Below are 24,457 nucleotides of genomic sequence, written 5' to 3' on the forward strand. Positions count from 1 at the left end.
TGGGAAATTCAATTATGAAAAAAAAAGTTCTATGTTTATGTCTAATGGTTAATTTTGCTAAAACTTACGCTGTAGGTTTAGATTTTACAGGAGAATTAATTGATTCTCCTTGCCAGATTAACCCATCAGACTTGACTCAAACAATAAACTTTCTGGAACGCCCAGCTAAAGATTTTTGGTACTCACCAGGGAAAGGAGAAAATCAGGATATCAATATTAAGCTTTCTAATTGTGAAGAATCTATGTTTGGAAAAATAGTTTCCGTTTCTTTCTCTGGTATAACAGAAAGTGCTATGGGAGAGATGGAACCATTTTTTCTTGCAGTTGCCCCTGGCCCTCTACAAGGAAAATTAGCCATAGGGATATTGAACAGTGATGGAATAACGCCACTAAAAATTGGATCTATTAATAATGGTAATAAAGGAACAAAAATTGACCGAAAAGATATATTATTAAATTTTAAAGCATATGTTCAAGCTACACCTGATGCCATTGTAAACCAAAGTATAAATGAAGGGGATTACTCTGCTACGGTGAAGTTTTCTCTAAATTACAATTAGAATTTTATAAATATGAATTTTAATTAATAACGTTTTTGGAATTGACAATGAGAAATAAAAAGATAATCACATTGGCGATGATGCTTATGTTAGTACCTTTAAAGTCATACTCTTATGATATAGATATAACTATTAGTGGTGAGATATACATACCACCTTGTAGTATTAATAATGATACATCTATTAGTGTTGACTTCGGGAAGGTTGTTATTTCTAGCATTGATGGCGTTAACAACGCTAAAACAACAACGGTTCCAATTAAATGTCCTAACTCAAATGGCTTGCCATTTGTTAAAATAAGCGGACCACAAGATGTTAGTATATCTGAGAATATATTAAAAACTAATATTCCATCCTTGGGAATTGCATTATATATGGGCAGTAATGTGGATTCTTCAGCTATGTTACTATTTGGAAGTGGTGATAATGGCTATGGGAATAAGATAACAACAGGGTTAACAGGTGATGGTTATTCTGGTAATTTCACTTTTACCGCAGTGCCACATTTAACCGGTTTAAATATGCCAGAATCTGGAGTTTTCAATGCATCAGCATTGATGTCTATAGTATATAAATAATATTTATATATAAAAGTGGAATTTATTATGTTAAAAAAAACAATCATAATACTGTTATTATTTATATCATCTCCTGCGGTTTGTGCTTATCGAGATTTTTTTTGGTTGCCTACTACTCCTACAACCGCCAATGATCAAAAGGCTAGTCTTTCTGATGAGATAGTAGAAATTAAGGTTCCTATTTCAGGTTTGACATCAACTCCACAGCCCGCCAAAGTCGTTTATAGTAACTGTAGTCCCTCTAATAATGCTTCGAAGGCGCAGCAATCGAAAACCTCATGGCTTGCGGTACCAAAAGAGATCATTTACAAGAATGGAATATCTATAGACTTATCAATAGACGAGTTTAACTCATGGACGAAACCATCAGTTATTATACCTCCTCAATATGACTTTAAAATTGTTCAAAGACTCGTCGATTCTGATATGGGTCCTTGTTACGGGGTTGGTCAGCTATTTAGCGCTGTCGAGTTATATTGGCAAGATGCAATGCTCACATTAAAAGTGAAGAAACAAAGCTTTCCGCCAGGTTCGTATTCTATTCCAATCACATATTATTATGCATTTGAGGAACATAAAGTTCAGCGTGGTTCTTCTGCCGCTGATACCAGTCAACATGCTAACAAAGTACTTCAGATTGGTGAGAAAAATTCGTTTAATCTTGCTCTTGATGTTGGCTCACGATGTTTATTAAGTACTTATGGTCCGATTTCTCTATCTCATGGAAGAATGACACTGGAAGAGTCTGCTGGGAATAAGTCGGCGCCATTTAATATTAATGCTAGTTGCGATTATGACGCTCCAATAAGAGTAAAATTAACAGGTAAAGAATCGGTAGCAGGAAAAACATTAAATTTCACTAAATGTGGTGTTGGAGGAATGTGTGAACTAACATTTAATGGGAGTGAATACGATAAAATATACAAATCCACTGGAAATTTAGATATCGCAGTAACATCAACATTTCACCCAATAGAAGGAAAAACAATAGAAGGTGAATTTACTGGAGGGGGAGTTTTAACTATTTTATTCGAATGAATTATTTTTAGAGAATATATTAAGTAAGAAATAGAGCTTACGACTAGTGAATTATAATTAGGTTGGGTGAGTTCTATTGTTAGATAAATTATTGCCTTAAGAGGCGTTTAAATTTTAAGCAATCATTAATCATTTTTATCAGACGATATTGGTTGCTTGAAATTTAGAATATCGTAGTTCATAGTTGAATTTCGGGTGTAACTAATAAATATAACCAAAATAATTAACAATTATAATTAAGATTAGTTATAAATAATTAAAACCAATAAGGTATTATTACACCATGAATAAACTTAATGATTTTATTGGAAATAGAACTGTTACCAATACTTATGTGTCGTTATTTTTAATTATTATTGGTTTGGTTTTGTTCTTGTATCAAAGTGTTTCTGGATTAAGAGATATGACGGAGCGAAGACTTAATATAGCGGTCTCTCTAATTGACAATGTTCTTGATGGTTCATATTTAGCATTAGAAAAAGCTGATCCATTTATTAATAAATCATGCAGTGAAAGCATACCAATAATGTTAAATATCGTAAATACAGTCTCCGGGCTTCAAAGTTTTAATATAGGAAATGATAAAGATATTATTGTTTGTTCGACTAGCGATTTATTAATTGGTCTTAAGTTTGATTTGAACTACTTAAGTGACTCTGATTTATTTATAAAAAAATCAGAGTTATTAACGCCAGGGCATTCACTTGTGATTTTAAAACGGCATGTAAATAATAGAACAATTTTTGTCACTATAGCTGGTAGTAATTTATACACTATTCTTGATGTAGTGAAAAATGTAGACGATTTTATCATAGAGACCCCGGGTTATTATTTAGATAATAAGGGGAGCTTATTATCTAATAATGGTGGGTACTCTATGACTCAAGCTTCAACGAAAAATTCATTTAAAGTAAATGCTCGTATAACACTTGATGAATATATAAAATATGGTCTCCAGGAAAACCTATTTCTGATTATCATATTTATATTGTTATCTATGGTTTATTCTATTTTTAGTTTTGTTAAATCTCGAAGTCCAACATCTATTTACCATATGAAAAAAGCCATAAAAAATAATGAGTTTGAGCCTTACGTACAACCAATAATGAATAATAAAAATGAATTAGCTGGCCTAGAAGTATTGATACGCTGGATAAAGCCTAACGGTATGATTTACCCTGATATATTCATTCCAGTTGCAGAAAAGACAGAGGTTATAATTCCTATAACTGAGCAGCTAATGGATAATGTCGCGAGTCAACTTAATCCATTCTCAAGTAGATTTCCGAAGTCATTTCATATTGGAATAAACATCAGTGCGAAACACTTTGATGTAAGGAATCAAGAATCCCTCATTGAATGTTGTAAGAAATTTAAGGAGACACCTACTGGTATTCACTCGGATTTGTTAATTGAACTAACAGAGCGTGAACTAATTACCGACTATGAAAAAACAAATCAAACTATTTTTAGCTTACACAAACTTGGAACTAAATTAGCTATAGATGACTTTGGAACCGGTCACTCAACGTTGGGATATATAAAAAATTTGAATATCGATACAATAAAAATTGATAAATCATTTATAGATTTAATTGAAACAAAAATTGTAACAGCACAGCTCGTTGATAACATTATTGATCTATCAAAACGTTTAAATGTTAGTATTATTGCCGAAGGTGTGGAAACTGATCTACAAGCTAAATATTTAATAGAAAGAGGCGTTGATTTTCTACAAGGTTATTATTTTGCGAAACCTATGACGATAGATGAATTTATTAACCAGTATTTATCTAAAGATGATTAAACCTATGTATCTTACTGTTTATGTTGAACTCAACCTGCGTTTTTATTAGATAACACTATCATTTTATTATGATTTGACCATTTTATGGTCAATCATCGTAAACCTAAATAACAGTTGTTCTAAATCAAAATCACCTGATTGATGGAAGGCGATGACTATCGTTATCACATCACTGTGGTTAATTTAGTTCTCACACTGACTCTTTATGAGTATTGGCTTTGCCGTGTTAGTTTTGTACTCTGTTTTAAGTGATATAGTTAAGACTTTATGGAGAAAGTACAATGAATAAATGTGGACAATGTCGACAATTTACCCGTACGCCAGATAATCAAAAAGACTTATGCGGTGCATGGGAGCAACCGACTGTTGCAACACGTATCGCTTGTGACTTTTTTATTCCCAAAAAATCACCACGTAAAACCCACAATAAACAAGCCTAATGTTGTCACCTATTTCATCAAATAACGAATTTTTTTACTTACTCCGCAGTAGTGACTTTTTTATTGCAACGCTTCACTATTGAGCGATACCATGCAAGTCCGTTATTTAGTAAAGATCCTGTTATGTCTGATGAAAAACTCGCGCTCGAGTGGATGCGCCAACAAGCTCGTAAAATTGATCCATACGTCGTTAACCCGTCATTTGATGAATGTGTCGAGTTGATCGATCCCGCTTTTAAAAAAGGAAAGAGCGTTGCGCAGCTGAAATACTTATTGTCAGAAGCTGACCGTCGAGCGGGAGCGGCTGAGCGTAAACATGCCGCGCTAAAATATGCCAAAGAAAAGAACCCCAATGCTGGGCAAGTGCTGCGTCTGCAAAGTAAACTTCAGCAAGTTCAATTGGCGTTAAAATTGGCGACGGGTGATAGCAATATGACGATATCGCAATTCTGCGCTGAGTATGATGTGACGAAGAAAGACGGTAGCGCCGCTTGGCATGAAACCTTAGTGCAACTGAGCAAGAAAAAGTAATCACTGCAACATTCCGTATCCGATATTGATACCTCGTGGTACTCTGAGTTTAAACGTGACAATGAGTTAGCGTTGGTAGGAGTAGATAAAGATGAACGTGGATAAAGCAAAAAAACGCATCGCAAAGCTAGTTAAAAAAGGCTTTAAAGGATACCCACAAATTACCCTGCAATATTTTGGTCCGAACCTAGATTGTGCCACCGAGGTGGTAGTCAGTTTTACTTTAGAAGAAGGCGCGGAAGTTCAAGAAGAGCGTTTTTCGAGTGAAATCGATGTTCGAGAGCATGAAGTGATTCAATCAGCCTTGATTAAAATTATTGATCGCGCAGATGCTAAATCTGTCATGGAAGTGGAAGGTGTGTCGGTTAAGCAGTAGGTTGTTTGACGTTATTGAGAATTAAACATTGAGCCACTGGTTTCCTATTTCAATATGAATAGAGGATCGGTGGCTCTGTCGTTTGTGTTCAGTGCTATTTGAAGACGTTACTATGCTTCTAAAATCGCTTGCAATTCCATTAGCGAACTCACGGTGTAGTGTGGGTTAATGCCATCGGTTGCGATTGCGCCGTGTGGATTTAACCAACAAGTCTCTATCCCAAAATTGATGCCGCCCAGAATATCTGAATGCAAATTATCGCCTACCATCAGCACTTTAGATTTACATGGATTCCCCGCGCGCTGTAGAGCATGTTCAAATATGATGCTATCCGGTTTTGCCATGCCGACTTCTTCTGAAATGATCACTTCATCTATGTAGCTATCCATACCAGTACGAGTTAATCGAATTGCTTGTAAATCGGTAAAGCCATTAGTAATGATGCCAACTTTTGCTTTGCCCGTAATCGCTTCCATTAACTCTTTGGCACCGGGTAGAACAGAACAAATATCAGCCATGGCTTCTAAAAATGCTGAGTTCAGTTCCGCTGGCGTGGTGTTTAGTCGCTGCGCCCAGGAATCAAAACGAGTGTGCTTGAGTTGGTCGGCCGTGATATCGCCATTTTGATAATCAACCCATAGTGGTTTATTAATGTTTTGATAGGCTGCGTAGTCGTGTTCGGTGAAATCAATGCCTTTGCGAGAAAACATCAATTGCATGCCTTTGAACGCGTCAAAGTGGAAAAGGGTTTCGTCGGCGTCAAAGAAGATCCAGTCGTATTTCATGATTTATCCATTGGTTATTGAAGCTGTAGTATACCTTTAATCGTGAGATTGATTAAACCATCGCCGAGGAGAAAAATTCCCATTAAATTTATTTGATCTCTAATCTAATATGATTCAATCTTCATCACAAACAAGCCAATTAAGTTAAATGAAATGAAGAAAGCATTAACGATCCTTGATGGTGGAATGGGGCGAGAATTACAAAGAATAGGCGCACCATTTTCACAACCTTTATGGAGTGCACAAGCGCTAATTGAATCACCACAACAAGTGACACAAGCTCACCAAAACTTTATCGATGCGGGTGCTGATATTATTACTGTTAATAGTTATGCATGCGTTCCTTTTCATTTGGGTGAGGCGTTGTATCAAAGCAATGGTGCTGATCTGGCAAGACAGGCAGCGGAAATTAGTTATCAAGTGGCTAAAGAAAACGCTGTCCTTGTCGCGGGTTGTATTCCTCCTGCATTAGGTAGTTATCGACCAGACCTTTTCGAATCATCACAAGCTGAAAGTATTTCCCGCGCACTTTTTAATGCACAAGATGAGTATGTTGATCTGTGGTTAGTCGAGACCATTTCGAGTATGGCTGAATTAACGGTGATTCATTCAATACTGAACTCGACCAATAAAAAATGCTACTACGCTTTTTCATTGGATGATGAAGTTTTGAATCAAGCTAAGTTACGTTCAGGCGAAGCAGTAGAAGAGGCGGCGGAATTTGTTTGTCGTCATGGTGGGGAAGGCGTGTTCTTTAATTGCTCGATTCCTGAGGTGATGGAGCAGGCAATTAAAGTCAGTAAAAAGGTTATCGATAGTCATGGGCTCGATTTAGAAATTGGAGTGTATGCTAATAATTTCACCCCTATCTCCTCTGGGCATCAGGCAAATAATGAGATTAGTTCACTACGGACTTTTACCCCGGATGACTATCTGAAATTTGCACAGCGTTGGTACGAACTCGGTGCGACGACAATAGGTGGGTGTTGTGGTATTCGTCCAGATCATATTCAAGCATTATCCCAATGGAAACTTGAACAATTCAATTAAATCGACTTTGTTATGGTGACTATCTGTTAATAAACTAACCGCCACAAAGAGTATGGTGGCGGTATTAACTTGGTACTAGTTACTTGGCGTACCTTGATGGTGCGCGATATTACCCACTTCCAATAGCGGTGCGACATCAAGATCGGCAGCGTTCATCATTTTTGAAATACGTTGTACCGATGAAAGCAGTAGCGATTGTTCCCATGAATCGAGATTTTGGAAACGTTGAATAAAGTGATCTTGCAATGGTAGCGGCGCTTTTTCTAGCAGCTTTGCACCTTCTTCGGTTAAGTAGGCATGCACTTTACGCTTATCAAGCTGGCTGCGTTGGCGCTGAACTAAACCACGCTTTTCGATGCGATCAATAATGGTTGTCGCGGTCGCCTGACTCATATTGGTGTTTATGGATAACTGACGGATCGTTACTTCTCCTGAGTCACGAATTGAACGCATCAGAAGTAATTGCGGCCCGGTTAAACCAAGCTCTTTATTCAGTTGTCTTGAGTGCAGATCGATCGCGCGAATAATTTGTCGAATAGCGATCAGAACTTCTTCGTGTTTATCCATGTTATTGCTCCCATAATGAAGACGTGAAAGTAACCTATCTGTCTTTCGCAAAGGGAAAAGTACATTGAGGTATAAAGATGTGGGTATTTTACGTTAAGTGTAGATAACAGGTGAAATTTTACTCAAATCATCACTGTTGCTTATGTATTTGTGGTTAAATTAATCACTTAAATATTGACGATATTGTACAAGAATTAAAGGTATATGGAAATGAAGCCAAGGAGAAAAATAAAGCTTGTCAGTTTGTGGGTCGTGGCCACTTTGACCAGTTTTAAGATGTCGATAGTTCATGCGGAGAGTGTTTCGAATATTCCCGTTGTTGCCCCTATTTATTACAGTGGTACTTTAATAAAAAATAATATTTTAAATCAGTTCGATACCACTATTTCAACAGGAAGAGATGTTACCGTATTCACGATTGCAGGCATGACATTAGATGCTTATATTCTGACACTTCCTCTTGATGTTGAAACCAAAAGTAGAGTGATTAAACGCCTTTCTAACCCTTTTTATAGTATCTCTTTAGGGCGCTTTCTCTACGTTTTTTATGATCAATACAGCCGTGCAGAAAACCAAGACCAGTTTCGAAAATATTTAATTGATCATTATTCTTCTACTCAATTAGAAGCTTGGCAACATTCTCTTTTTCGTCTGGATGAAGATAAATCTAAAATAACAGAAGAAGAATTAAGTGATGGTGTTGAGCGCCGTGAAGGGCTGACGATGAATCGCCAGTTTTTCGCTATGTTAGTGAGTATTTATGATGAACTATTTAATAATGATGATTGGGAGTTGGCGAAATCTTTGCCCGATCATTACCAATATTTAACCACCTCTGCAAAAGATCGAGCAACCATTGAGCATGTTCAATGGTTGCTTATGGAAGCGTTGTCCAAATATGTTCAAAGTATGCCGCAAGGTGAAATGAGATCCGCAATGAACGCCATCTTGGATGATGCGAAACCAGCCAACCAAGGTAAAACCAACAATAAAGCACAAGCATTGACGATTACTTTAATCGATTTTGTTCGCATGAATGTATTGAAAGCCTACCGTCAATATGTGCAGCCGACTCAACGAGCGGAAGTTTTTACGGCATGGATGCAAGATAAATTAGAAGATAACCCGGATGAATTAATTGCCTATTTACAATCACGCCAGAACCGACCGAGAGCGGTTCAAATTGTGGTGGATGGTTTAAGTCAAGGTTTAATGGAAGGGTTAGCGCAATCTAAAGACAGCCCATATTTACACCAAGTACTCAAACAAGAGCAAGTATTTAAAGCGTTTAAACCAAAGGGTGAAACGGGTTCTCCAGAACATCAACCTCAGCATAAATTTTTGAATCAGTTGGTAAATAAAGGGGAAAATGATCCGAGTTATTTACCATTTTTTAAGCACTTATATCAGCAACATAAAAATGGGATTGCGAGTGATGGCATTTCATCCACACCGACGATTAGTGTGCGTAATTTACCGATTGTGAAAACGGGGGCCGCGGTTTCAGGTAAAGGAGGAACGGGGATCCCTAATTTTCATTTTGTGGATAGACAACACGACCGTGCTTATTACTTTTTTGGTAATGATGCTTTGCAATTAGAGCCTTTAACGGAACAGCGTGGCATGAAGACCATGTTTGATCGTTTAAAGTATTTGAAAACTATGAATTGTAATGCGCAATATGATTGGAATGCACAACTGAGTTTTGATGCGTTAGTGAACTTAGGTTTGGGTGAATCGATTCGTGATTTTGGTGAGCAACGTTGCTTACTTGAATTACACCACCGAGCAGAAATGGAACGTATCGCGTCGAAAAGGCGCCAAGCCTTAATTAATGAAATTCAGGCTTATCAAAGTCTAAGTGATTGGCGACTGCTAACAAAAATGAGCCAAAAGGGAGTGTTGAGAGATCAAATTGCCGAGTTAGCCACATTGAATGAACAAGCGATGCCAGATTATTTATTGATGTATAACCCATGGCCGGATCACTTTGCCCACTTTAAAGGCCCATTTGGTGATGAGATCATTAACCCAACAGGGGAGTTGAATCGATTAGATTTTTGGTTAGGTCAGGTGGATGAAGCCTACAAACAAGCGGGCATACATCCACACACGCTTTGGGGCATGGCGGGAGATCATGGCTTGTCTGCGGTGCATTATACCTTGAGCCCAGAATCGGTGGTGTTTGATGGTTTGAAGAAACAAGGAATTGAACTGAAAGTGTTAAAAATTTCCTCAGATGAAGGCGAAGGGCCCAAAATGACGAACGCTTTGCATTATCCGAGTAATAAAGGGGTCGATGTTGTGATTGCATCAACCGCTGGTGGTAACTATATGATGGATTTTTTTAACTCGAAACGAGGATGGAAAGTTCAGCCGCTTTATGATGAATTGTCCAAGTTTATGCCCATTTCTGGTAGTAAAACGATTAATATTATTGATGAAATTGTCTATCGATTGCGTGAATCGTTAGATTATTTAGTGGTTCGTGAATCAGATTGCTTACCTGAACGTTGCGCAGTACGTGTGGTGGGGTATCGTCACGGTAAACTTAGAAATGAAGTGATCACTCGTGTGGGCGATCATATTTCTTATCAAGCGGTGGATGGTAAAAGTGAACCGGAATTATTATCAGTTGCTCAATCTAATCCTTATAAAGCCACATTAAGCCACCAACAAGTGAAACGTAAACAAGTGTTGATGAAAAGTTGTATGACAGAAAAAGGTTGTATTGGTTCGCAATGGCGTGAATTAACTGCCATGAGTGCTAGACCGGATTCGGTGATGCAATTAATTCATTTATATGAAGATGATCGGGCGGGGACGGTCAATTTATTTCCTAAAGATGGGTTTGGTTATAATACGTTAGTTCCAGGTCGTCATGCCGGTGAAACATATTTAGAAAAAGATGCGTTTATTGGGTTTTGGAAAGATGGCATGCAACCTAAAGCTCGTCTTGGAGCGGTAGATAATGGATCGTTGGCTCCGACTTTATTTGAATATTTGACAGGTAAACCGATTAAAGTTGGAGTCGATGGTTGGGGATACCCATCGGTATTAATGTCGCTTCAACATTAGTTTGTGTAATAAAAATAGGTTACTGCTAATGAATAGCAGTAACCTATACCCAAGTAACTACAAATTTTAATACAGCTAAATAGTGTACGACAAATTATTTAGCCGAAGCTTTAGCTTGTGCAACCCAAGCATCAAATTGTTTCTGATGGGCTTTAATCCACCCATTCGCGTGCGCTTCTATATCTGCTGGTTTGTTTTGACCTTTTCTCATCATCATATTTTGTTGGCTAATATCACCAATGTTGAGTTTCATGATAGAGAACAGTTTTGCGGCCGCTGGATTCGCTTTCGCAAATTCTTTATTGGCGACAATACGCATGGTGTTGACCTGAAAACCATAGTTGTGGCCATTTGGCAGCGCGGTATCTTGTTGTAGGCCTTCTGGCATGGCTGAGAAAGGTACTTGTAGCCATACTACATCTTTGCCTGGCACTAATACGCTGCTGACCCAGTATGGTGTCCAAGTGTAATACAACACAGGCTCACCGTTTTTATAGCGTGAGATAGTGTCAGCAATTAAAGCTGAGTAGCTTCCTTGACGCTGAGTTACGGTATTTTGTAAGCCGTAGGCATCGATTTGGTGGTTGATGATAGATTCCGTTGTCCAGCCTGGCTCACCACCGGTTAGGTCGGCTTTACCATCGCCATCAGAATCGAATAGTTTGGCGAGTTTAGGATCTTTTAATTGGCCTAGATTGGTAATGTGATATTTATCGGAGGTCTTTTTATCGATTAAGTACCCTTGAGCGGCATTATTGACATAGACACCTTTACGATAGAATTTATCATCGCCACCGCCCATTTCATATTTGTCTTTTTGCTGTGGATCCCAGTTAACTGCAAGGTAGGTCGCATCCCCATTAGCGATAGACGTAAAAGCAACGTTGTAGTCAACTTCTTTGGTTGGTTTTACGGTGTAGCCTAGTTTTTCCATTGCTTTATTAACGATCAATGTTTGAAAGGTTTCTTCGGCAATGGTGGATTGTACCGGTTGTACGGTGATCCCTTCACCCGGTAGATCGCTTGCAAAAGTGGATAATGAAATACTACTTGCTACCAACATGGTCATTGAAAGAGTTTTTGTTATATTTTTCATCCGTGATGTCTCGATGTTTTTATTTATACTGATAGAAGAAAAGCTGCCAAGATAGGCAGCTTGATAGGCTTAATTTTAGTAATAATTATTGAGCGGCGGCTTTCGCTTCGGCAACCCAAGCATCAAATTGCTTTTGGTGTGCTTTGATCCAGCCATTAGCATGCGCTTCAATATCCGCTGGTTTGTTTTGGCCTTTTTGCATCATTAGGTTTTCGGCACTGATATCGTTGATATTCAACTTCATGATGGCAAACAGTTTGGCGGCCGCGGGGTTCTCTTTAGCGAATTGCTTGTTAGCAATAATGTGCATTGCATTCATTTGGAAGCCATAGTTTTTACCATTTGGTAGTGTGGTATCAATATCGCTACGGTCACCCGGTAGAGATGAATGAGGTACTTCTAACCATACAACGTCTTTGCCTGGAACCAATACACCACTTACCCAATAAGGCGTCCATGTATAATACAACACAGGCTCACCATTTTTATAGCGAGAAATAGTATCGGCGATAATGGCAGCGTAGTTGCCCTGGTTGTTATCGACAGTATCTTCTAGACCAAAGTCTTTTAATTGGTGGGCAACCACGGCTTCACAACCCCAACCTGGGTTACAACCTGTCAAATCAGCTTTACCATTATCATTAGTATCAAATAATTTTGCCAATTTTGGATCTTTTAACTGACCAATATTGGTGATGCCATATTTGTCTGCGGTTTTTTTATCAATTAGGTAACCTTGCGCCGCACCTGTGACATAAGTACCTTCACGGTAGAATTTGTCATCGCCACCGGCTTGCTTATATTTGTCATCATGCAAAGGAGCCCAGTTAACCGCAAGGTAGGTTGCATCACCATTAGCAATAGAGGTGTAGCCGACGTTGTAATCCACTTCTTTAATTGGTTTTACATCATAGCCTAGCTTTTCGAGTGCTTTATCAATGATCAGAGTTTGGAATGTTTCCTCTGCAACTGTCGATTGAATAGGTTGTACACTCACGCCTTCACCCGGTAAGGTTTCAGCATTGACAGCAAACGAAGTTGCAGAAGTCAGTAGGGTCGTCGTAAGTAAAGTTTTCATCCGTGTTGTTTTCATTATTTCTCCTATTTTTTCTTTTACGCTTATTGGTGAACGCTAGAACATTCATTGTTCCAGCGGTGGCGCTGAACTGGAATTGGAATCAAGAAGCCTTAACATCACCAGGCTTGCTTGATTTTCCTTTGGTTAATCGATAAATCAATGATGCTGGACCAGTTTCATACCAGTGGGTTTTTTTATCGCGTGAAGCGACCCCAATGGTTTGAGTTAGGCGGTCTAACAAGATGGCAAGGATAACAATCCCTAAACCACCGACTGCAGCAAGCCCCATGTCTAATCGACCGATACCACGTAATACCATTTGACCTAAACCACCAACGGCAATCATTGAGGCGATGACGACCATTGAAAGCGATAACATTAAGGTTTGGTTAACACCCGCCATAATGGTCGGCGTTGCCAGTGGTAGTTGAATTCGATACAACATTTGTTTCGGACTAGCGCCAAATGAATGACCCGCCTCGATTAATTCTTCAGGAACTTGCTGTATACCTAAAATGGTTAAACGCACGATTGGCGGTAGTGCAAATATAATGGTTACTACAACGCCTGGTACGTTACCGATACCAAACAGCATTACGATTGGTACTAAATATACAAATGCCGGTGTGGTTTGCATCGCATCAAGTACTGGTCTAATAACTCTGGCTGCTGATTGGCTGCGGGCCAACCATATCCCCATCGGTAAGCCTATCAATAAACAGAAAAAGACTGAGGTGAGAACCAAAGCGAGTGTTACCATTGCTTCCGACCAAGCTCCTATAAAGCCAATCACAGCAAGTGATACTAGGGTCGCAAAGCCCATTTTTTTACCGGCAAGTTGCCAAGCAATTAACACTAACAAGGCAATCATGATCAGCGAGGGGGTTGAGACCAAGGCAGTCTGGAATGATGTTAGGATAAAGTCGATTGGTACACGTACCGCTTGGAATACCGGGCGTCCGTGCTCGACGAGCCAATTTAGGCCACTTTCAACCCAGTGATCAAATGGGATCACCGCATCTTTAAACGGGTGAGCCCAATCAATAGATTGCTCTATTGGTTGAGTTGGGGTATTGCTGAGCCATGAAGACGTGCTTTCTGCTGAGCTTGCGGTCGCCCATGGATCGCTTGATGTTGTTGAAGCAGCTGAAGCCCATGGATCAGCGGCTTGCGCTGCACTTACGGTTGTTTCAGTTGTCATAATAATTACTCTCTATCTAAAGTTTGAAGCAGACGGGTTTTGGTAATCACCCCGTGATATGTCCCGTCGTCATCGATTACAGGCACCGCATAAGGTACTTCAGCAACTTGGCTGATCAGTTCGCTAACTGGGGTATCAGCATGTAAAGAAACGGTGCCTTCTAATAGCGCAGTGCTAAGAGGGCGTTTTTCTTTGTAGGCTGCTTTTAGAGAGTCTTGTGACACAATTCCTGAGTATTTGTTGGCTTTATCAATCACCACACCATAATCGCGGTCATGATCCGATAGTATTTGCAGCGCGGCGGCTGGGCCATCGGTCTCACCTTTTTTAAATACTGCGGCAGGTTTTTTTCGCGCAATATCTTTGGCGGAATAGACATCAGCAACGTTTACACCACTAAAGAAAGATTCTACGTAATCATTGGCTGGATTTTGCAGTATTTCATCGGGTGTACCGACTTGAACCACCACACCGTTTTGCATAATGGCAATACGATCACCAATACGCATTGCTTCATCTAAATCATGTGAGATAAACACAATAGTGCGTCGGTCATCATTTTGTAGACGAATAAGCTCATCTTGCATTTCAGTACGGATAAGGGGATCGAGCGCTGAGAAGGCTTCATCCATTAATAGAATATCTGGGTCTGTCGCCAAAGCTCGGGCAAGGCCAACACGTTGCTTCATACCACCCGATAATTCATCCGGGTAGGATTCACATTGGCTTTCTAAACCTACTCTTGCCAGTGCGTTACGTGCAGCATCATTACGTTTATCCAAATCAACGCCAGCAAGTTCTAAGCCAAAGGCAGCGTTTTCTATCACGCTCATGTGAGGCATTAGGGCGAAGTTTTGGAAAACCATACTGATATTATTGCGTCGTACATTACGTAATTCTTCATCCGAAATAACCGCAATGTCTTTACCGTTTAAATATACATGGCCACGAGTAGGCTCAATTAAACGATTTAATAGTCGAACTAAGGTGGATTTACCTGAGCCAGAAAGGCCCATGATGACGAATATTTCTCCTTCATTAATCGAAAGTGAAACATCTTTTACCCCAACAGTGAGGCCAGTTTTTTCAAAAATTTCATCTTTATCTAAACCTTTATCGATGAGAGTAAAGGCTTCATCGGGTGTTTCGCCAAACACTTTATAGAGGTTTTTTACTTCTAATTTCGTTGTCATTATTTAGCATCCTTGGCTATTTTTTTGCAAAACTAATACACAAATGCCTTGCAAACTGTTTAGTACCCTAAACAATTTGCCATAAAATTGCAAAAGTTAGACAGAGTGCACAAGTTGATGTAATTAATAAAGCTGTGACTATTGTAGGGGATTTTTGATTCAGAACACTTTAAGTGAATAAGGGTAAGCATCTGAAGTTTAAGGTTATGAACATAGAATATTGAATTCAATATGTCCGACATTGGTTGTATTGCAATTTCAAATATTGATGCTGAAATTATTTATAAAAAGTATGGTTTAGTATTGAAAGGTGGGCCTACTAATATTTTTATCAATCCGTTATTCTGTCATCAAACTATTTAGGCGAACGGATATTTTTTGAATTTTATAAGTTCGTTATTTTTAATTATTACTTAGGAGCAGTAGTCATGAGCACAATTGAGCGTCAGCAAACCAATCAAAGAATGAGTAAAATTGTTGTGCATAACGAGACGGTTTATCTTTGTGGTCAAGTAGGTGTTGCTGGAACGAGTGTTGCAGAACAAACTGCGGAAGCATTACGTCGTGTTGAAACCTTATTGTTAGAAGCGGGATCGGATAAACAACATGTACTGCAAACCATTGTTTGGCTTGCGGATATGGCTGATTTTCAAGAAATGAACGCGGTTTGGGATGCATTTTTTGAAGAAGGGTTTGCGCCAGCTCGTGCGTGCGGTGAAGCGAAATTAGCTCGCCCTGAATTAAAAGTGGAATTGATTGTTACGGCGGCATTAAAGACCGGCTAAATGTATCTTTCTTAACGAATAAAGTGATAGAAATAAAAACGCACGTCAATGTTAGTATCGGCGTGCGTTTTGCTTTGGTTTTATTTATCTATTCGCGCTTACGCTTATAGAGTACAGACTTTTGTCCAGTCAGCGTTGTTACCCGGCTCTGATGATGTCCACCAGTTTGCTTGGTATACCACACCGTCGTTGATGACTTTATCACCTTGGTTAGCGTGGCTTGGGTTACCTTGCCAGTCGGTTTGAGGGAAGTCAGGGTAGGTAACCAGTCCTGCGCTATCACAAGTTCCGTCACTGTTGTCATTATCGCCGCCACCTGTGCTTGATGAAATATCACCTAAAGGCAGTTCTGGATGTTCAAACTTAAAGCCATAGTCCACACCATTGATATTGACGGTGTAGTTCGCGGGGCCTGAAATCGGTAGGTAGTACACCATATCTAATTCATAAGATTCGCCAGCAGGTAGGACTTTCCAAGAAGGAAGCGTAAAGGCGACACGGTGCATATCACCATCTAAACCTCCAATGTTATCCGCACGACTATGGCCAGAGCTAATCACTGCTAAGCCACCACCAGATTGGTCTTTGGCATTATCTGGCGCAGAAGTTGGAATATCGAACTGGAATTCGGTTCCACCTGGCAGATCTTGACCCGTATTGTTAGTGAAGGTGATTTTCGGATTGACTGGGAAGTTTTGATCACCCACTTTAAATCCGCCAATGCTGACTGAAATATCCACTACTTGGTCGGGCATTGCTTCGGTTGCAACTTTGTTGCCATAAGGCGCTGCTGACTTAAACTCATCATAAATGGCCTTGGTCATAGTGTTACCCATGTGGTATTCACCATTACCAGATGAACAAGCTTGTTCTGTTGGATCGACACTTGTACGCTTGCCATTTTCATCAAGGATATAGCAGCTGTAGTCACCCGCGAGTTCCCAGAACATGATACCGCCAATACCATGGTCGATAACGTATTGCGCTTTGGTGGTAATCGATTCTTTATCCTCGGTTGATAGGAAGACGTGTTTCTCTTCATTCCACAACCAAGGGGCAACCGCGACTTCATCATAATGACGAGTATAAGTACCGGTGAGTGCATCGGTTGGATCGTTTTGTGGATCTAAACCATAAGCCTCAGCATAAGAACCCCAGATGCCTTTCTCTAGGTTTTTCGCATGCCACATTGGGTTAGAGCCTGCCCCCATTTCGTTGCCCTTCGGATCAGTATCGTGCCACATGTTGTCGATGCCGGTCGCACCATAACCACAATTGTTTTTTTCTCCTTCACCCGTCCCTTCAGCACATTCAGATTGGTTAGGAAGGGCTGCACGACCCCATAAGCCGTTATCGCCACCAGTGACGCCTTGCCAACCACGGGTATAGTAAGGGACACCAATATTGATTCGACCTGCAGGCATAGAACCACGGAAATAGTGGTAAGCCCAGTCAGTATTTAAGTAACCGATGCCACCGTAAGCGGCAGTTCCGTATACGTTCCATTGCGCAAGCTCAGAATCTTTACCGGTATCGTATAATGCAGCATTATGGCCAACGTGATCATTCCAAGCACCATGTAAGTCGTAAGACATGATATTGACGTAATCGAGATATTTCGTTACATCAAAAGTTTCCATACCACGTAGTAGGTAGCCAGATGATGGTGCGGCGATAGTTAACATGTAGTAGTGATCGTCTGCTTCTGATGCACGATCGAGTTTCTCACGTAATACTTTCATCAGCTCTTGGTATGATGCCCATAAATGTTCACGACGTGGTTCCATGAAGTCTTTATCGTAAGGGTTGCCTGCACCTGCCATTGAAGTAGGGTATTCGTAATCAATATCTAAACCGTCAAACTTATACTTACGTATTAATTCAACAGCAGAATCGGCAAATTTTTCAATTGCAGCGTGGTTGATTGATCCATCGGCATTGGTGGTCATCGTGTAGAAACCGCCGTCAGCAACGCGTGAACCGTCAGTAGCAAAATGACCGCCGGTTTCTGCCCAGCCACCAATTGAGATTAAGGTTTTCACGCCATAACGTTCTTTATATGTTGCTAGTGCACCAAAGTGACCTTTGAAGCCTAGTGCTGGATCTACATCAACACCCGGCCAAGTTTTACCCACCGCGGCATTTTCAGGATCGTTAACGTCACCAATATTAACGTTACCGTCAGAACCAATGCTAGCAAACGCGTAGTTAATATGAGTTAATTGTTCCCAAGGAATATCTTTGACTAGGTAAGCCGCTTGATCGTTATCACCAGCACGCCAACTAGTGAAGTAACCAATAACACGACGAGGATGATCAGCTCCCATTAATTCACGACCATCTTCATCGTAAGCATCGCAATAAGGAACGTTTACGCCTTCTGTTTGATAGAGGCCGTCTGGATGACAAGTGGTAGCAACCGGTTGATCGCTAGCAACTTGTAAGCTTGTTGAAGTAGAGTTTGTGGTTGCGCCTTCATTATCGGTTGCTTTAGCAAAAACAGAAAGGGAGCCAGTTTGAGTCGTCGTGTAGTTAAGAGTGTATGGAGAAGAGGCGACGGTTCCAACTAGGCTGCCACCGACGTAAAAGTCGACTTTATCTACGGTACCATCTGAGTCTGCGGCAGTAGCGGTTAGTGTGACCACTTCACCTAAGGTTACGCTGCTACTAGAAAGTGCAACAGACACACTTGGAGTTTGGTTAGCGTCAGTTTGAGAGTTTTGTACTTCAAGCGATACTGTGCTCTGAGTACTTTGCGCGCCTTCATTATCGTAGGCAATCGAACTAAAGGAGTGTGTACCGGCAACCGCCGTCCAAGTTGCTGAGAATGGCGCATTGGTTGATTGCCCAATCACGTCACCATCGACTAAGAAATCAACACGAGCAATGGTGCCATCGTTATCAGTTGCATTGGCTGTTAATGTTACTTCATCACCTTCAGTGAATGAAGTGTTTGCGGTTGGAGAGGTGAGATCAACGGTTGGCGCTTCATTGTCCACAACGTCAGTGGTACAAGCATCAACCAATGCCCAAGCACCCCATTCGCCAGCTTCTTTAGGGCTATTACCTTGTGTCCAATATTTTGCACTATAGGCATTATTGTCTTGTTGTACTTGATCACCACCAGTGTAAACCGTGTCGATATCCCAAGTGTTTAAAGATCCACAATCAACAGCGGCGTAGCTGTTAAACGCCATTAAGCATGAAGCCGTTAAAGTGCTTAGCCTAAAGGCCTTTTTCCCTAAGCTATTTCGATTTATAGCCATAATTAATTATCCTTAACTTGTTGTTATAAAATTAAATTCTTCTAACTTTATTGAAAGTGAGAACTTTTATTCTCATGCGAAACAACTGTAGGATAATTGACGTAATACACACTTATATTTTATGAGAATTCGATACCGACTCGAAAAATTCTCCAAATTTGATGCAACAAGACATTGAAAATTGCTTTTTAGGACATGTTTTGACTTATCCTGACATTTCTGTTTTTTGATATAAATCACGTTTAATCAATATGTTAAATGATTTTTAAGTGGCGGTTGGCAATAAGTCTTAAGAGTTTTGATGGCTGAAAATAAGAAATGGTTTTTTATTTTATAAATAAATCAATAGTTAATATGACTTTTACATTCGAGAGCGGAAAAGTAGCCTAGTACAGTGAGCGTTAATTTATAAATTGAAATATGTTGAGTGAAGGTATTTTTCAAGTGTTGAAGATGAAATTATAGATAAGGTTGTTTGTTTTTTAATCGCTCGGGTTGTGTTTTTACTGTTTGGGTGAAAAGTGACCGTATTTGGGGAAGCTGTTGTTATCGTGTTGTTATGTTCAGTGAATTTCTTTTAAGTTCGTTAACTGTTGTTTTTCTGTTTTTATATTCACCTGATGGCTAAGGTGTCGATTTAGTATTTACTTGGTGGATTGTGTTGATATTTTATGTGATGAAGATCAATACTTTGCTGTGGTTTTTATCACCATTACATTGGGGTAAATACCGATCGTGAATGGTAAGTGATGAGAATCTATAGCTTTAATAAATAAATCGCTTCGGTTGCACTTATGACATAAATCTATACCCTAAGGCGGCTAAATTTCACTGTGCCTAGGTTTTAATTCTCTTTATTAGAGTGGACCTGCCAGCAGTTAAAGATACGCTGCCTGTTTGGAAAGGATGACATCGGGTGTAAATACAACTTTGCAATGTAAAGCACTTTAGAACTTTGTGGCTGTTTTGCAAAGAAAATTGGAGTCAGAATGTCTGATTTAACCAACTCGATAAAATCTCCCTCCGCAACTTATGATCCTGCAACTCACGAACCCGTATCGACCTCAGACAAATTAGGTCTGAACAACCCTGTACTTTGGTATAGCGGTGGTTTTATTGCGCTTTTCGTTGTATTAGCGCTGTTCGATGGTGAAATATTATCTCACTTAGTGAATGTCGGTTTCGCTTGGTCGGTAAAAGTGTTTGGTCCATTTTGGCAAATTTTATTGCTTCTTACTTTTCTTATTGGTCTGGCACTTGCGATTGGACGTACTGGTCGAGTCGTATTGGGTGGTATTGATACCCCTGAGTTACCAAATTTCCGCTGGATGGCAATCTTGTTTTGTACTTTGCTGGCTGGTGGCGGTGTCTTTTGGGCTGCGGCTGAACCGATTGCTCACTTCGTGAGTGCACCACCAATTTATGGTACAGCAGACGATGTTCAACAACGTGCCATTAATGCCCTTTCTCAAGCCTTTATGCACTGGGGCTTTTTAGCTTGGGCGATTATCGGCAGTTTAACGACGATAGTAGTTATGCACTTACATTATGATAAAGGCCTACCGCTTAAGCCAAGAATTTTGCTTTATCCTGTACTTGGTGAGCGAGCATTAAAAGGTCATTTAGGTGCGTTGATTGACGCGTGCTGCATTATTGCAGTGGCAGCGGGTACGATTGGGCCGATTGGCTTTCTTGGTCTACAAATTAGCTATGCATTGAACTTGTTATTTGATGTACCTGATGGCTTTACTACTCAAATGATCATCGTACTATTTGCAATTGTACTTTATACCTTATCAGCTCTAAGTGGTTTAGATAAAGGCATGCAAATGTTAAGTCGCTATAACGTGATTTTAGCCTCGGCATTGATGTTTTATATTCTTATTTTTGGCCCAACTAACTTCATCTTCAATGGTTACATTCAAGGTGTGGGGACTATGATTGATAACTTCATCCCAATGGCGACCTATCGTGGTGATGAAGCTTGGCTAAGTGGTTGGACAGTGTTCTTCTGGGGTTGGTTTTTAGGTTATGGCCCTATGATGGCGATCTTTATTGCACGTATTTCTCGTGGTCGCTCTATCCGTGAACTGATTGGCACCATTAGTGTGATCGCGCCTTTAGCCACCTGTTTCTGGTTTACGATTATTGGTGGTAGTGGCTTGGCGTTTGAAATTGCTAACCCAGGTAGTATTAGTGGGGCATTTGAAGGCTTTAATTTGCCAGGTGCACTCTTTGCGATCACTCAACAATTTCCAATGCCAATCTTAGTTTCTATTTTGTTCATCGTTTTGACGACTGTGTTTATCATCACGACTGGTGATTCAATGACTTATACCATTAGTGTGGTGGTAAGTGGTGAAACGGAGCCGAATGCCTTTATCCGTACCTTCTGGGGCGTGATGATGGGTGTGACAGCCTTGATTCTGATTTCTTTAGGCTCGGGCGGCATTTCTGCGCTGCAATCTTTCATTGTGATCACTGCAGTGCCAGTATCGTTTATTTTGTTGCCGTCTCTTTGGAACGCGCCACAAATTGCGATGAAGATGGCGAAAGAGCAGAAATTCTAAGAAGGTTATTTTTAGATCAAGGTTTTAGGAACCGGTTTCTCGTTGAAATACTTTAAAATTTACTTATAAAAATGCCAGTCAGAGCATGTACTGATTGGCATTTTTGTTTTGTAGAATTACAGGTTAACTCTTTCACTTAACTCTAATAAATGCTTCACCGCTTCCATATGTTGTGGATACCCTTCAAACTCTTGCTGTTTTTCTTGTGTCATTTTGTATAAATCATCGGGCAACTTCCAATACAAAATCGAGGTATACAGCATTTCGGTTAGAGGCTTATATACTTCTATTTCATAGGTCATCGCTAATTGTTCACGTACGGCTTCGTGCTGATCTTGATTTTTAATAGGTTGCGATAGTGTTTGAATGACATCTTGATAAAGCTGGCTTTGTTGTAATTTTTCCATCACAGGTAGGTTATTTTTTGCCTGTTCAGCAAGAGAGGCATGGATGCAGTTGAGCCAATTTTCTTGTGTAAGGTCGAAATCTGATACGTCATCAAACTGGTGCTTAACTTTCTTCTCAATGGCTTTCTGAGATTGCTTTAACACCTTCCTCACTGCTTGAAATGGAAGTAAGTACTCACGTGCCAGTTCAACGATTAACCTATGAAATCCACTATTGGGTAGGTGAAGATTAGCTTTGAAAGTGGCGATGGCTTGCTGTTGAGGCGTGAGAGTGAGTTCAGTCATGATGTTAGTCTTATCTGTAATATTTAGTTGGTATTATGCCATGTTTATACCCAAGTGACTTCAATATGCAGAATTCACATCTTGAAGTGACTTAGGTATATATTATTGCGCTGAGATTAGTGATGAGCACTGATGGAGTGATTTTATTTTATAGTGCTACGGATTTAGCTCATTTCACGACCCCTTTCACCAATCTAGTGCGTGATTTCAATTTTTTATAAGCTTTTCGAGTAATGTCACTTTTTTGGTGAATCAGTGGGTTCTTTCGCACTGTTAATGAGCGTTTGCTTGCTTCTCATTTGTGCAGATAACTTTATTTGATTGTAAAGTAAGGCGTTTATTTGTCTGGCACGCTCTTTGCTCTATTGGTAATACCACCAATACCTAATTGGTTATTTATCAAGGAGTGATAGCTATCATGCAAAACAAAACGCATAACAAATCCCTTAAAACCCGTCTTAAACTGTTGGCAGGTACTGTGGCAATTAGTGCTTGTGCCTTTACCGTACAAGCAGCCGATACAATTAAAGTCGGTGTTCTACACTCGCTTTCTGGCACTATGGCGATCAGCGAAACCACTTTAAAAGATACTGTTTTAATGCTGATTGAAGAGCAGAACAAGAAAGGTGGTGTATTAGGTAAGCAGCTTGAGCCGGTCGTGGTTGACCCTGCATCAAACTGGCCGATGTACGCTGAAAAAGCTCGCGAGTTAATTGAAAAAGATAAAGTGGCGGTCACATTTGGTGGTTGGACTTCGGCGTCTCGTAAGGCCATGTTACCGGTGTTTGAGCAAAACAACAGCATCCTGTTCTACCCAGTACAATATGAAGGCCAAGAGTCTTCGAAAAACATCTTCTACACTGGCGCTGCGCCAAACCAACAAGCGATCCCTGCGGTTGATTACCTAATTGATGAACTTGGCGTACAACGCTTTGTGCTTGCTGGTACCGATTATGTTTACCCACGTACCACCAATAAAATTTTAGCGGCTTACCTTAAAAGTAAAGGCGTAGCCGATGCCGATGTGATGGTGAACTACACCCCATTTGGCCATTCAGATTGGCAGTCGATCGTTTCCAATATCAAAAAATTCGGTTCAGAAGGCAAGAAAACCGCGGTCGTTTCGACCATTAATGGTGATGCTAACGTTCCGTTTTATAAAGAGCTCGCGGCGCAAGGTGTCTCTTCTGAAGACATTCCCGTGATTGCTTTTTCGGTTGGTGAAGAAGAGCTTTCTGGTATGGATACGTCGGCACTAGTTGGTCATTTAGCAGCTTGGAACTACTTCATGAGTGTCGATTCTGAAGCGAACGATACCTTTATTGATACATGGCACAAGTACATTAAAGATGATTCTCGCGTAACGAACGATCCAATGGAAGCGACTTATATTGGTTTCAACTTATGGGTAAAAGCGGTTGAGAAAGCTGGTACGACTGATACGGCTAAAGTGAGCGATGCCATTGTGGGTCTGTCTGTTCCAAACTTGACGGGTGGCACTGCGACTATGTTAGCTAACCATCACATTACTAAACCAGTTGTGATTGGTGAGATCCAAGATGATGGTCAATTTGATGTAGTTTGGGAAACCGAACAAGAAGTGAAAGGCGATGCATGGTCTGATTTCCTACCAACTTCTGAGCACCTAGTGTCTGATTGGACGGCACCAATTATGTGTGGCAGCTACAACACGCAAACTAAAGCATGTTTAGGTGGTGAAGCCAAATAAACCTTTAGCCTCATTGAGTTTTATACGCTCAATGGGG

Annotated in this window: 20 protein-coding genes; 12 read left to right on the forward strand and 8 right to left on the reverse strand. The window is 40.2% G+C overall.

From position 1 onward, the window contains the following. Window positions 1-14 precede the first annotated feature (14 nt). From ACN0T8_RS06180 to ACN0T8_RS06210, 7 genes are all read left to right on the forward strand, one after another. Entirely contained in the window at window positions 15-560 is a 546-nt protein-coding gene (locus ACN0T8_RS06180; protein WP_417879773.1) for a fimbrial protein, read from the forward strand. 47 nt (window positions 561-607) lie between these two features. Next, window positions 608-1,138 carry a fimbrial protein gene (locus tag ACN0T8_RS06185; RefSeq protein ID WP_417879774.1) on the forward strand — a complete coding sequence of 177 codons (531 nt, stop codon included), beginning with the start codon at window positions 608-610 and terminating at the stop codon, window positions 1,136-1,138. Between the two features lie 27 nt (window positions 1,139-1,165). Next, window positions 1,166-2,176: a hypothetical protein gene (locus tag ACN0T8_RS06190; protein WP_417879775.1), complete on the forward strand. Its 1,011-nt coding sequence runs from the start codon at window positions 1,166-1,168 to the stop codon at window positions 2,174-2,176. 283 nt (window positions 2,177-2,459) lie between these two features. Beyond that, window positions 2,460-3,983: an EAL domain-containing protein gene (locus ACN0T8_RS06195; RefSeq protein ID WP_417879776.1), complete on the forward strand. Its 1,524-nt coding sequence runs from the start codon at window positions 2,460-2,462 to the stop codon at window positions 3,981-3,983. Between the two features lie 281 nt (window positions 3,984-4,264). Further along, entirely contained in the window at window positions 4,265-4,423 is a 159-nt protein-coding gene (locus ACN0T8_RS06200; protein WP_417879777.1) for a hypothetical protein, read from the forward strand. Between the two features lie 123 nt (window positions 4,424-4,546). Then, window positions 4,547-4,954 carry a hypothetical protein gene (locus ACN0T8_RS06205; RefSeq protein ID WP_193000293.1) on the forward strand — a complete coding sequence of 136 codons (408 nt, stop codon included), beginning with the start codon at window positions 4,547-4,549 and terminating at the stop codon, window positions 4,952-4,954. A gap of 91 nt (window positions 4,955-5,045) precedes the next feature. Beyond that, complete coding sequence (locus ACN0T8_RS06210; protein ID WP_417879778.1) at window positions 5,046-5,330, forward strand: hypothetical protein; 285 nt, start codon at window positions 5,046-5,048, stop codon at window positions 5,328-5,330. Between the two features lie 110 nt (window positions 5,331-5,440). Here ACN0T8_RS06210 and yjjG read toward each other — a convergent pair whose 3' ends face one another. Continuing rightward, window positions 5,441-6,115 (reverse strand): pyrimidine 5'-nucleotidase, encoded by a 675-nt coding sequence (yjjG, locus tag ACN0T8_RS06215; protein ID WP_417879779.1) that lies wholly within the window; start codon window positions 6,113-6,115, stop codon window positions 5,441-5,443. Between the two features lie 153 nt (window positions 6,116-6,268). Between yjjG and ACN0T8_RS06220 the strand changes: the two genes are divergently transcribed. Next, window positions 6,269-7,165 (forward strand): homocysteine S-methyltransferase family protein, encoded by an 897-nt coding sequence (locus tag ACN0T8_RS06220; RefSeq protein WP_417879780.1) that lies wholly within the window; start codon window positions 6,269-6,271, stop codon window positions 7,163-7,165. A gap of 75 nt (window positions 7,166-7,240) precedes the next feature. Here the strand turns inward: ACN0T8_RS06220 and ACN0T8_RS06225 are convergent, their stop codons facing one another. Continuing rightward, window positions 7,241-7,732 (reverse strand): MarR family winged helix-turn-helix transcriptional regulator, encoded by a 492-nt coding sequence (locus ACN0T8_RS06225; protein ID WP_417879781.1) that lies wholly within the window; start codon window positions 7,730-7,732, stop codon window positions 7,241-7,243. A 210-nt stretch (window positions 7,733-7,942) separates the two neighbouring features. Here ACN0T8_RS06225 and ACN0T8_RS06230 point away from each other — a divergent pair, with 210 nt between their 5' ends. Next, window positions 7,943-10,810: an alkaline phosphatase family protein gene (locus ACN0T8_RS06230; RefSeq protein ID WP_417879782.1), complete on the forward strand. Its 2,868-nt coding sequence runs from the start codon at window positions 7,943-7,945 to the stop codon at window positions 10,808-10,810. Between the two features lie 94 nt (window positions 10,811-10,904). Here ACN0T8_RS06230 and proX (ACN0T8_RS06235) read toward each other — a convergent pair whose 3' ends face one another. The 4 genes from proX (ACN0T8_RS06235) to proV all read right to left on the reverse strand — a co-directional run bounded on the left by proX (ACN0T8_RS06235) (window position 10,905) and on the right by proV (window position 15,378). Then, window positions 10,905-11,906, reverse strand: coding sequence for a glycine betaine/L-proline ABC transporter substrate-binding protein ProX (proX, locus tag ACN0T8_RS06235; protein ID WP_417879783.1), 1,002 nt, complete (start codon window positions 11,904-11,906; stop codon window positions 10,905-10,907). Between the two features lie 85 nt (window positions 11,907-11,991). Beyond that, complete coding sequence (gene proX, locus ACN0T8_RS06240; RefSeq protein ID WP_417879784.1) at window positions 11,992-12,999, reverse strand: glycine betaine/L-proline ABC transporter substrate-binding protein ProX; 1,008 nt, start codon at window positions 12,997-12,999, stop codon at window positions 11,992-11,994. A gap of 85 nt (window positions 13,000-13,084) precedes the next feature. After that, entirely contained in the window at window positions 13,085-14,185 is a 1,101-nt protein-coding gene (proW, locus tag ACN0T8_RS06245) for a glycine betaine/L-proline ABC transporter permease ProW (protein WP_417879785.1), read from the reverse strand. 5 nt (window positions 14,186-14,190) lie between these two features. Further along, the gene (gene proV / locus ACN0T8_RS06250) at window positions 14,191-15,378 is read right to left on the reverse strand and encodes a glycine betaine/L-proline ABC transporter ATP-binding protein ProV (RefSeq protein ID WP_417879786.1); all 1,188 of its coding nucleotides are present in this window, start codon (window positions 15,376-15,378) and stop codon (window positions 14,191-14,193) included. 428 nt (window positions 15,379-15,806) lie between these two features. Between proV and ACN0T8_RS06255 the strand changes: the two genes are divergently transcribed. Then, window positions 15,807-16,163, forward strand: coding sequence for a RidA family protein (locus ACN0T8_RS06255; protein ID WP_417879787.1), 357 nt, complete (start codon window positions 15,807-15,809; stop codon window positions 16,161-16,163). 104 nt (window positions 16,164-16,267) lie between these two features. Here the strand turns inward: ACN0T8_RS06255 and ACN0T8_RS06260 are convergent, their stop codons facing one another. Further along, window positions 16,268-19,429, reverse strand: coding sequence for a chitinase C-terminal domain-containing protein (locus tag ACN0T8_RS06260; protein WP_417879788.1), 3,162 nt, complete (start codon window positions 19,427-19,429; stop codon window positions 16,268-16,270). 989 nt (window positions 19,430-20,418) lie between these two features. On the opposite strand from ACN0T8_RS06260, the gene ACN0T8_RS06265 reads away from it, so the two are divergent. After that, a complete protein-coding gene (locus ACN0T8_RS06265; RefSeq protein ID WP_417879789.1) occupies window positions 20,419-21,999 on the forward strand; it encodes a BCCT family transporter in 1,581 nt (526 codons plus the stop codon). 116 nt (window positions 22,000-22,115) lie between these two features. Here ACN0T8_RS06265 and ACN0T8_RS06270 read toward each other — a convergent pair whose 3' ends face one another. Then, the gene (locus ACN0T8_RS06270) at window positions 22,116-22,691 is read right to left on the reverse strand and encodes a hypothetical protein (RefSeq protein WP_417879790.1); all 576 of its coding nucleotides are present in this window, start codon (window positions 22,689-22,691) and stop codon (window positions 22,116-22,118) included. A 418-nt stretch (window positions 22,692-23,109) separates the two neighbouring features. Here ACN0T8_RS06270 and urtA point away from each other — a divergent pair, with 418 nt between their 5' ends. Continuing rightward, the gene (urtA, locus tag ACN0T8_RS06275) at window positions 23,110-24,420 is read left to right on the forward strand and encodes an urea ABC transporter substrate-binding protein (RefSeq protein WP_417879791.1); all 1,311 of its coding nucleotides are present in this window, start codon (window positions 23,110-23,112) and stop codon (window positions 24,418-24,420) included. Window positions 24,421-24,457: the final 37 nt, after the last annotated feature.

Origin of the sequence: Vibrio sp., assembly GCF_048266485.1 — a bacterium.
GTDB lineage: Bacteria > Pseudomonadota > Gammaproteobacteria > Enterobacterales > Vibrionaceae > Vibrio.

Excerpts from the sequence above, each read along its gene's own strand:
- yjjG (WP_417879779.1), bottom strand. The coding sequence starts at position 6,115 with ATGAAATACGACTGGATCTTCTTTGACGCCGACGAAACCCTTTTCCAC.
- ACN0T8_RS06225 (WP_417879781.1), bottom strand. The coding sequence starts at position 7,732 with ATGGATAAACACGAAGAAGTTCTGATCGCTATTCGACAAATTATTCGC.
- ACN0T8_RS06205 (WP_193000293.1), top strand. The coding sequence starts at position 4,547 with ATGTCTGATGAAAAACTCGCGCTCGAGTGGATGCGCCAACAAGCTCGT.
- ACN0T8_RS06195 (WP_417879776.1), top strand. The coding sequence starts at position 2,460 with ATGAATAAACTTAATGATTTTATTGGAAATAGAACTGTTACCAATACT.
- ACN0T8_RS06260 (WP_417879788.1), bottom strand. The coding sequence starts at position 19,429 with ATGGCTATAAATCGAAATAGCTTAGGGAAAAAGGCCTTTAGGCTAAGC.
- proX (WP_417879783.1), bottom strand. The coding sequence starts at position 11,906 with ATGAAAAATATAACAAAAACTCTTTCAATGACCATGTTGGTAGCAAGT.
- ACN0T8_RS06265 (WP_417879789.1), top strand. The coding sequence starts at position 20,419 with ATGTCTGATTTAACCAACTCGATAAAATCTCCCTCCGCAACTTATGAT.
- proX (WP_417879784.1), bottom strand. The coding sequence starts at position 12,999 with ATGAAAACAACACGGATGAAAACTTTACTTACGACGACCCTACTGACT.
- ACN0T8_RS06190 (WP_417879775.1), top strand. The coding sequence starts at position 1,166 with ATGTTAAAAAAAACAATCATAATACTGTTATTATTTATATCATCTCCT.
- proV (WP_417879786.1), bottom strand. The coding sequence starts at position 15,378 with ATGACAACGAAATTAGAAGTAAAAAACCTCTATAAAGTGTTTGGCGAA.
- ACN0T8_RS06185 (WP_417879774.1), top strand. The coding sequence starts at position 608 with ATGAGAAATAAAAAGATAATCACATTGGCGATGATGCTTATGTTAGTA.
- ACN0T8_RS06230 (WP_417879782.1), top strand. The coding sequence starts at position 7,943 with ATGAAGCCAAGGAGAAAAATAAAGCTTGTCAGTTTGTGGGTCGTGGCC.
- ACN0T8_RS06200 (WP_417879777.1), top strand. The coding sequence starts at position 4,265 with ATGAATAAATGTGGACAATGTCGACAATTTACCCGTACGCCAGATAAT.
- ACN0T8_RS06270 (WP_417879790.1), bottom strand. The coding sequence starts at position 22,691 with ATGACTGAACTCACTCTCACGCCTCAACAGCAAGCCATCGCCACTTTC.
- ACN0T8_RS06180 (WP_417879773.1), top strand. The coding sequence starts at position 15 with ATGAAAAAAAAAGTTCTATGTTTATGTCTAATGGTTAATTTTGCTAAA.
- proW (WP_417879785.1), bottom strand. The coding sequence starts at position 14,185 with ATGACAACTGAAACAACCGTAAGTGCAGCGCAAGCCGCTGATCCATGG.
- urtA (WP_417879791.1), top strand. The coding sequence starts at position 23,110 with ATGCAAAACAAAACGCATAACAAATCCCTTAAAACCCGTCTTAAACTG.
- ACN0T8_RS06255 (WP_417879787.1), top strand. The coding sequence starts at position 15,807 with ATGAGCACAATTGAGCGTCAGCAAACCAATCAAAGAATGAGTAAAATT.
- ACN0T8_RS06220 (WP_417879780.1), top strand. The coding sequence starts at position 6,269 with ATGAAGAAAGCATTAACGATCCTTGATGGTGGAATGGGGCGAGAATTA.
- ACN0T8_RS06210 (WP_417879778.1), top strand. The coding sequence starts at position 5,046 with ATGAACGTGGATAAAGCAAAAAAACGCATCGCAAAGCTAGTTAAAAAA.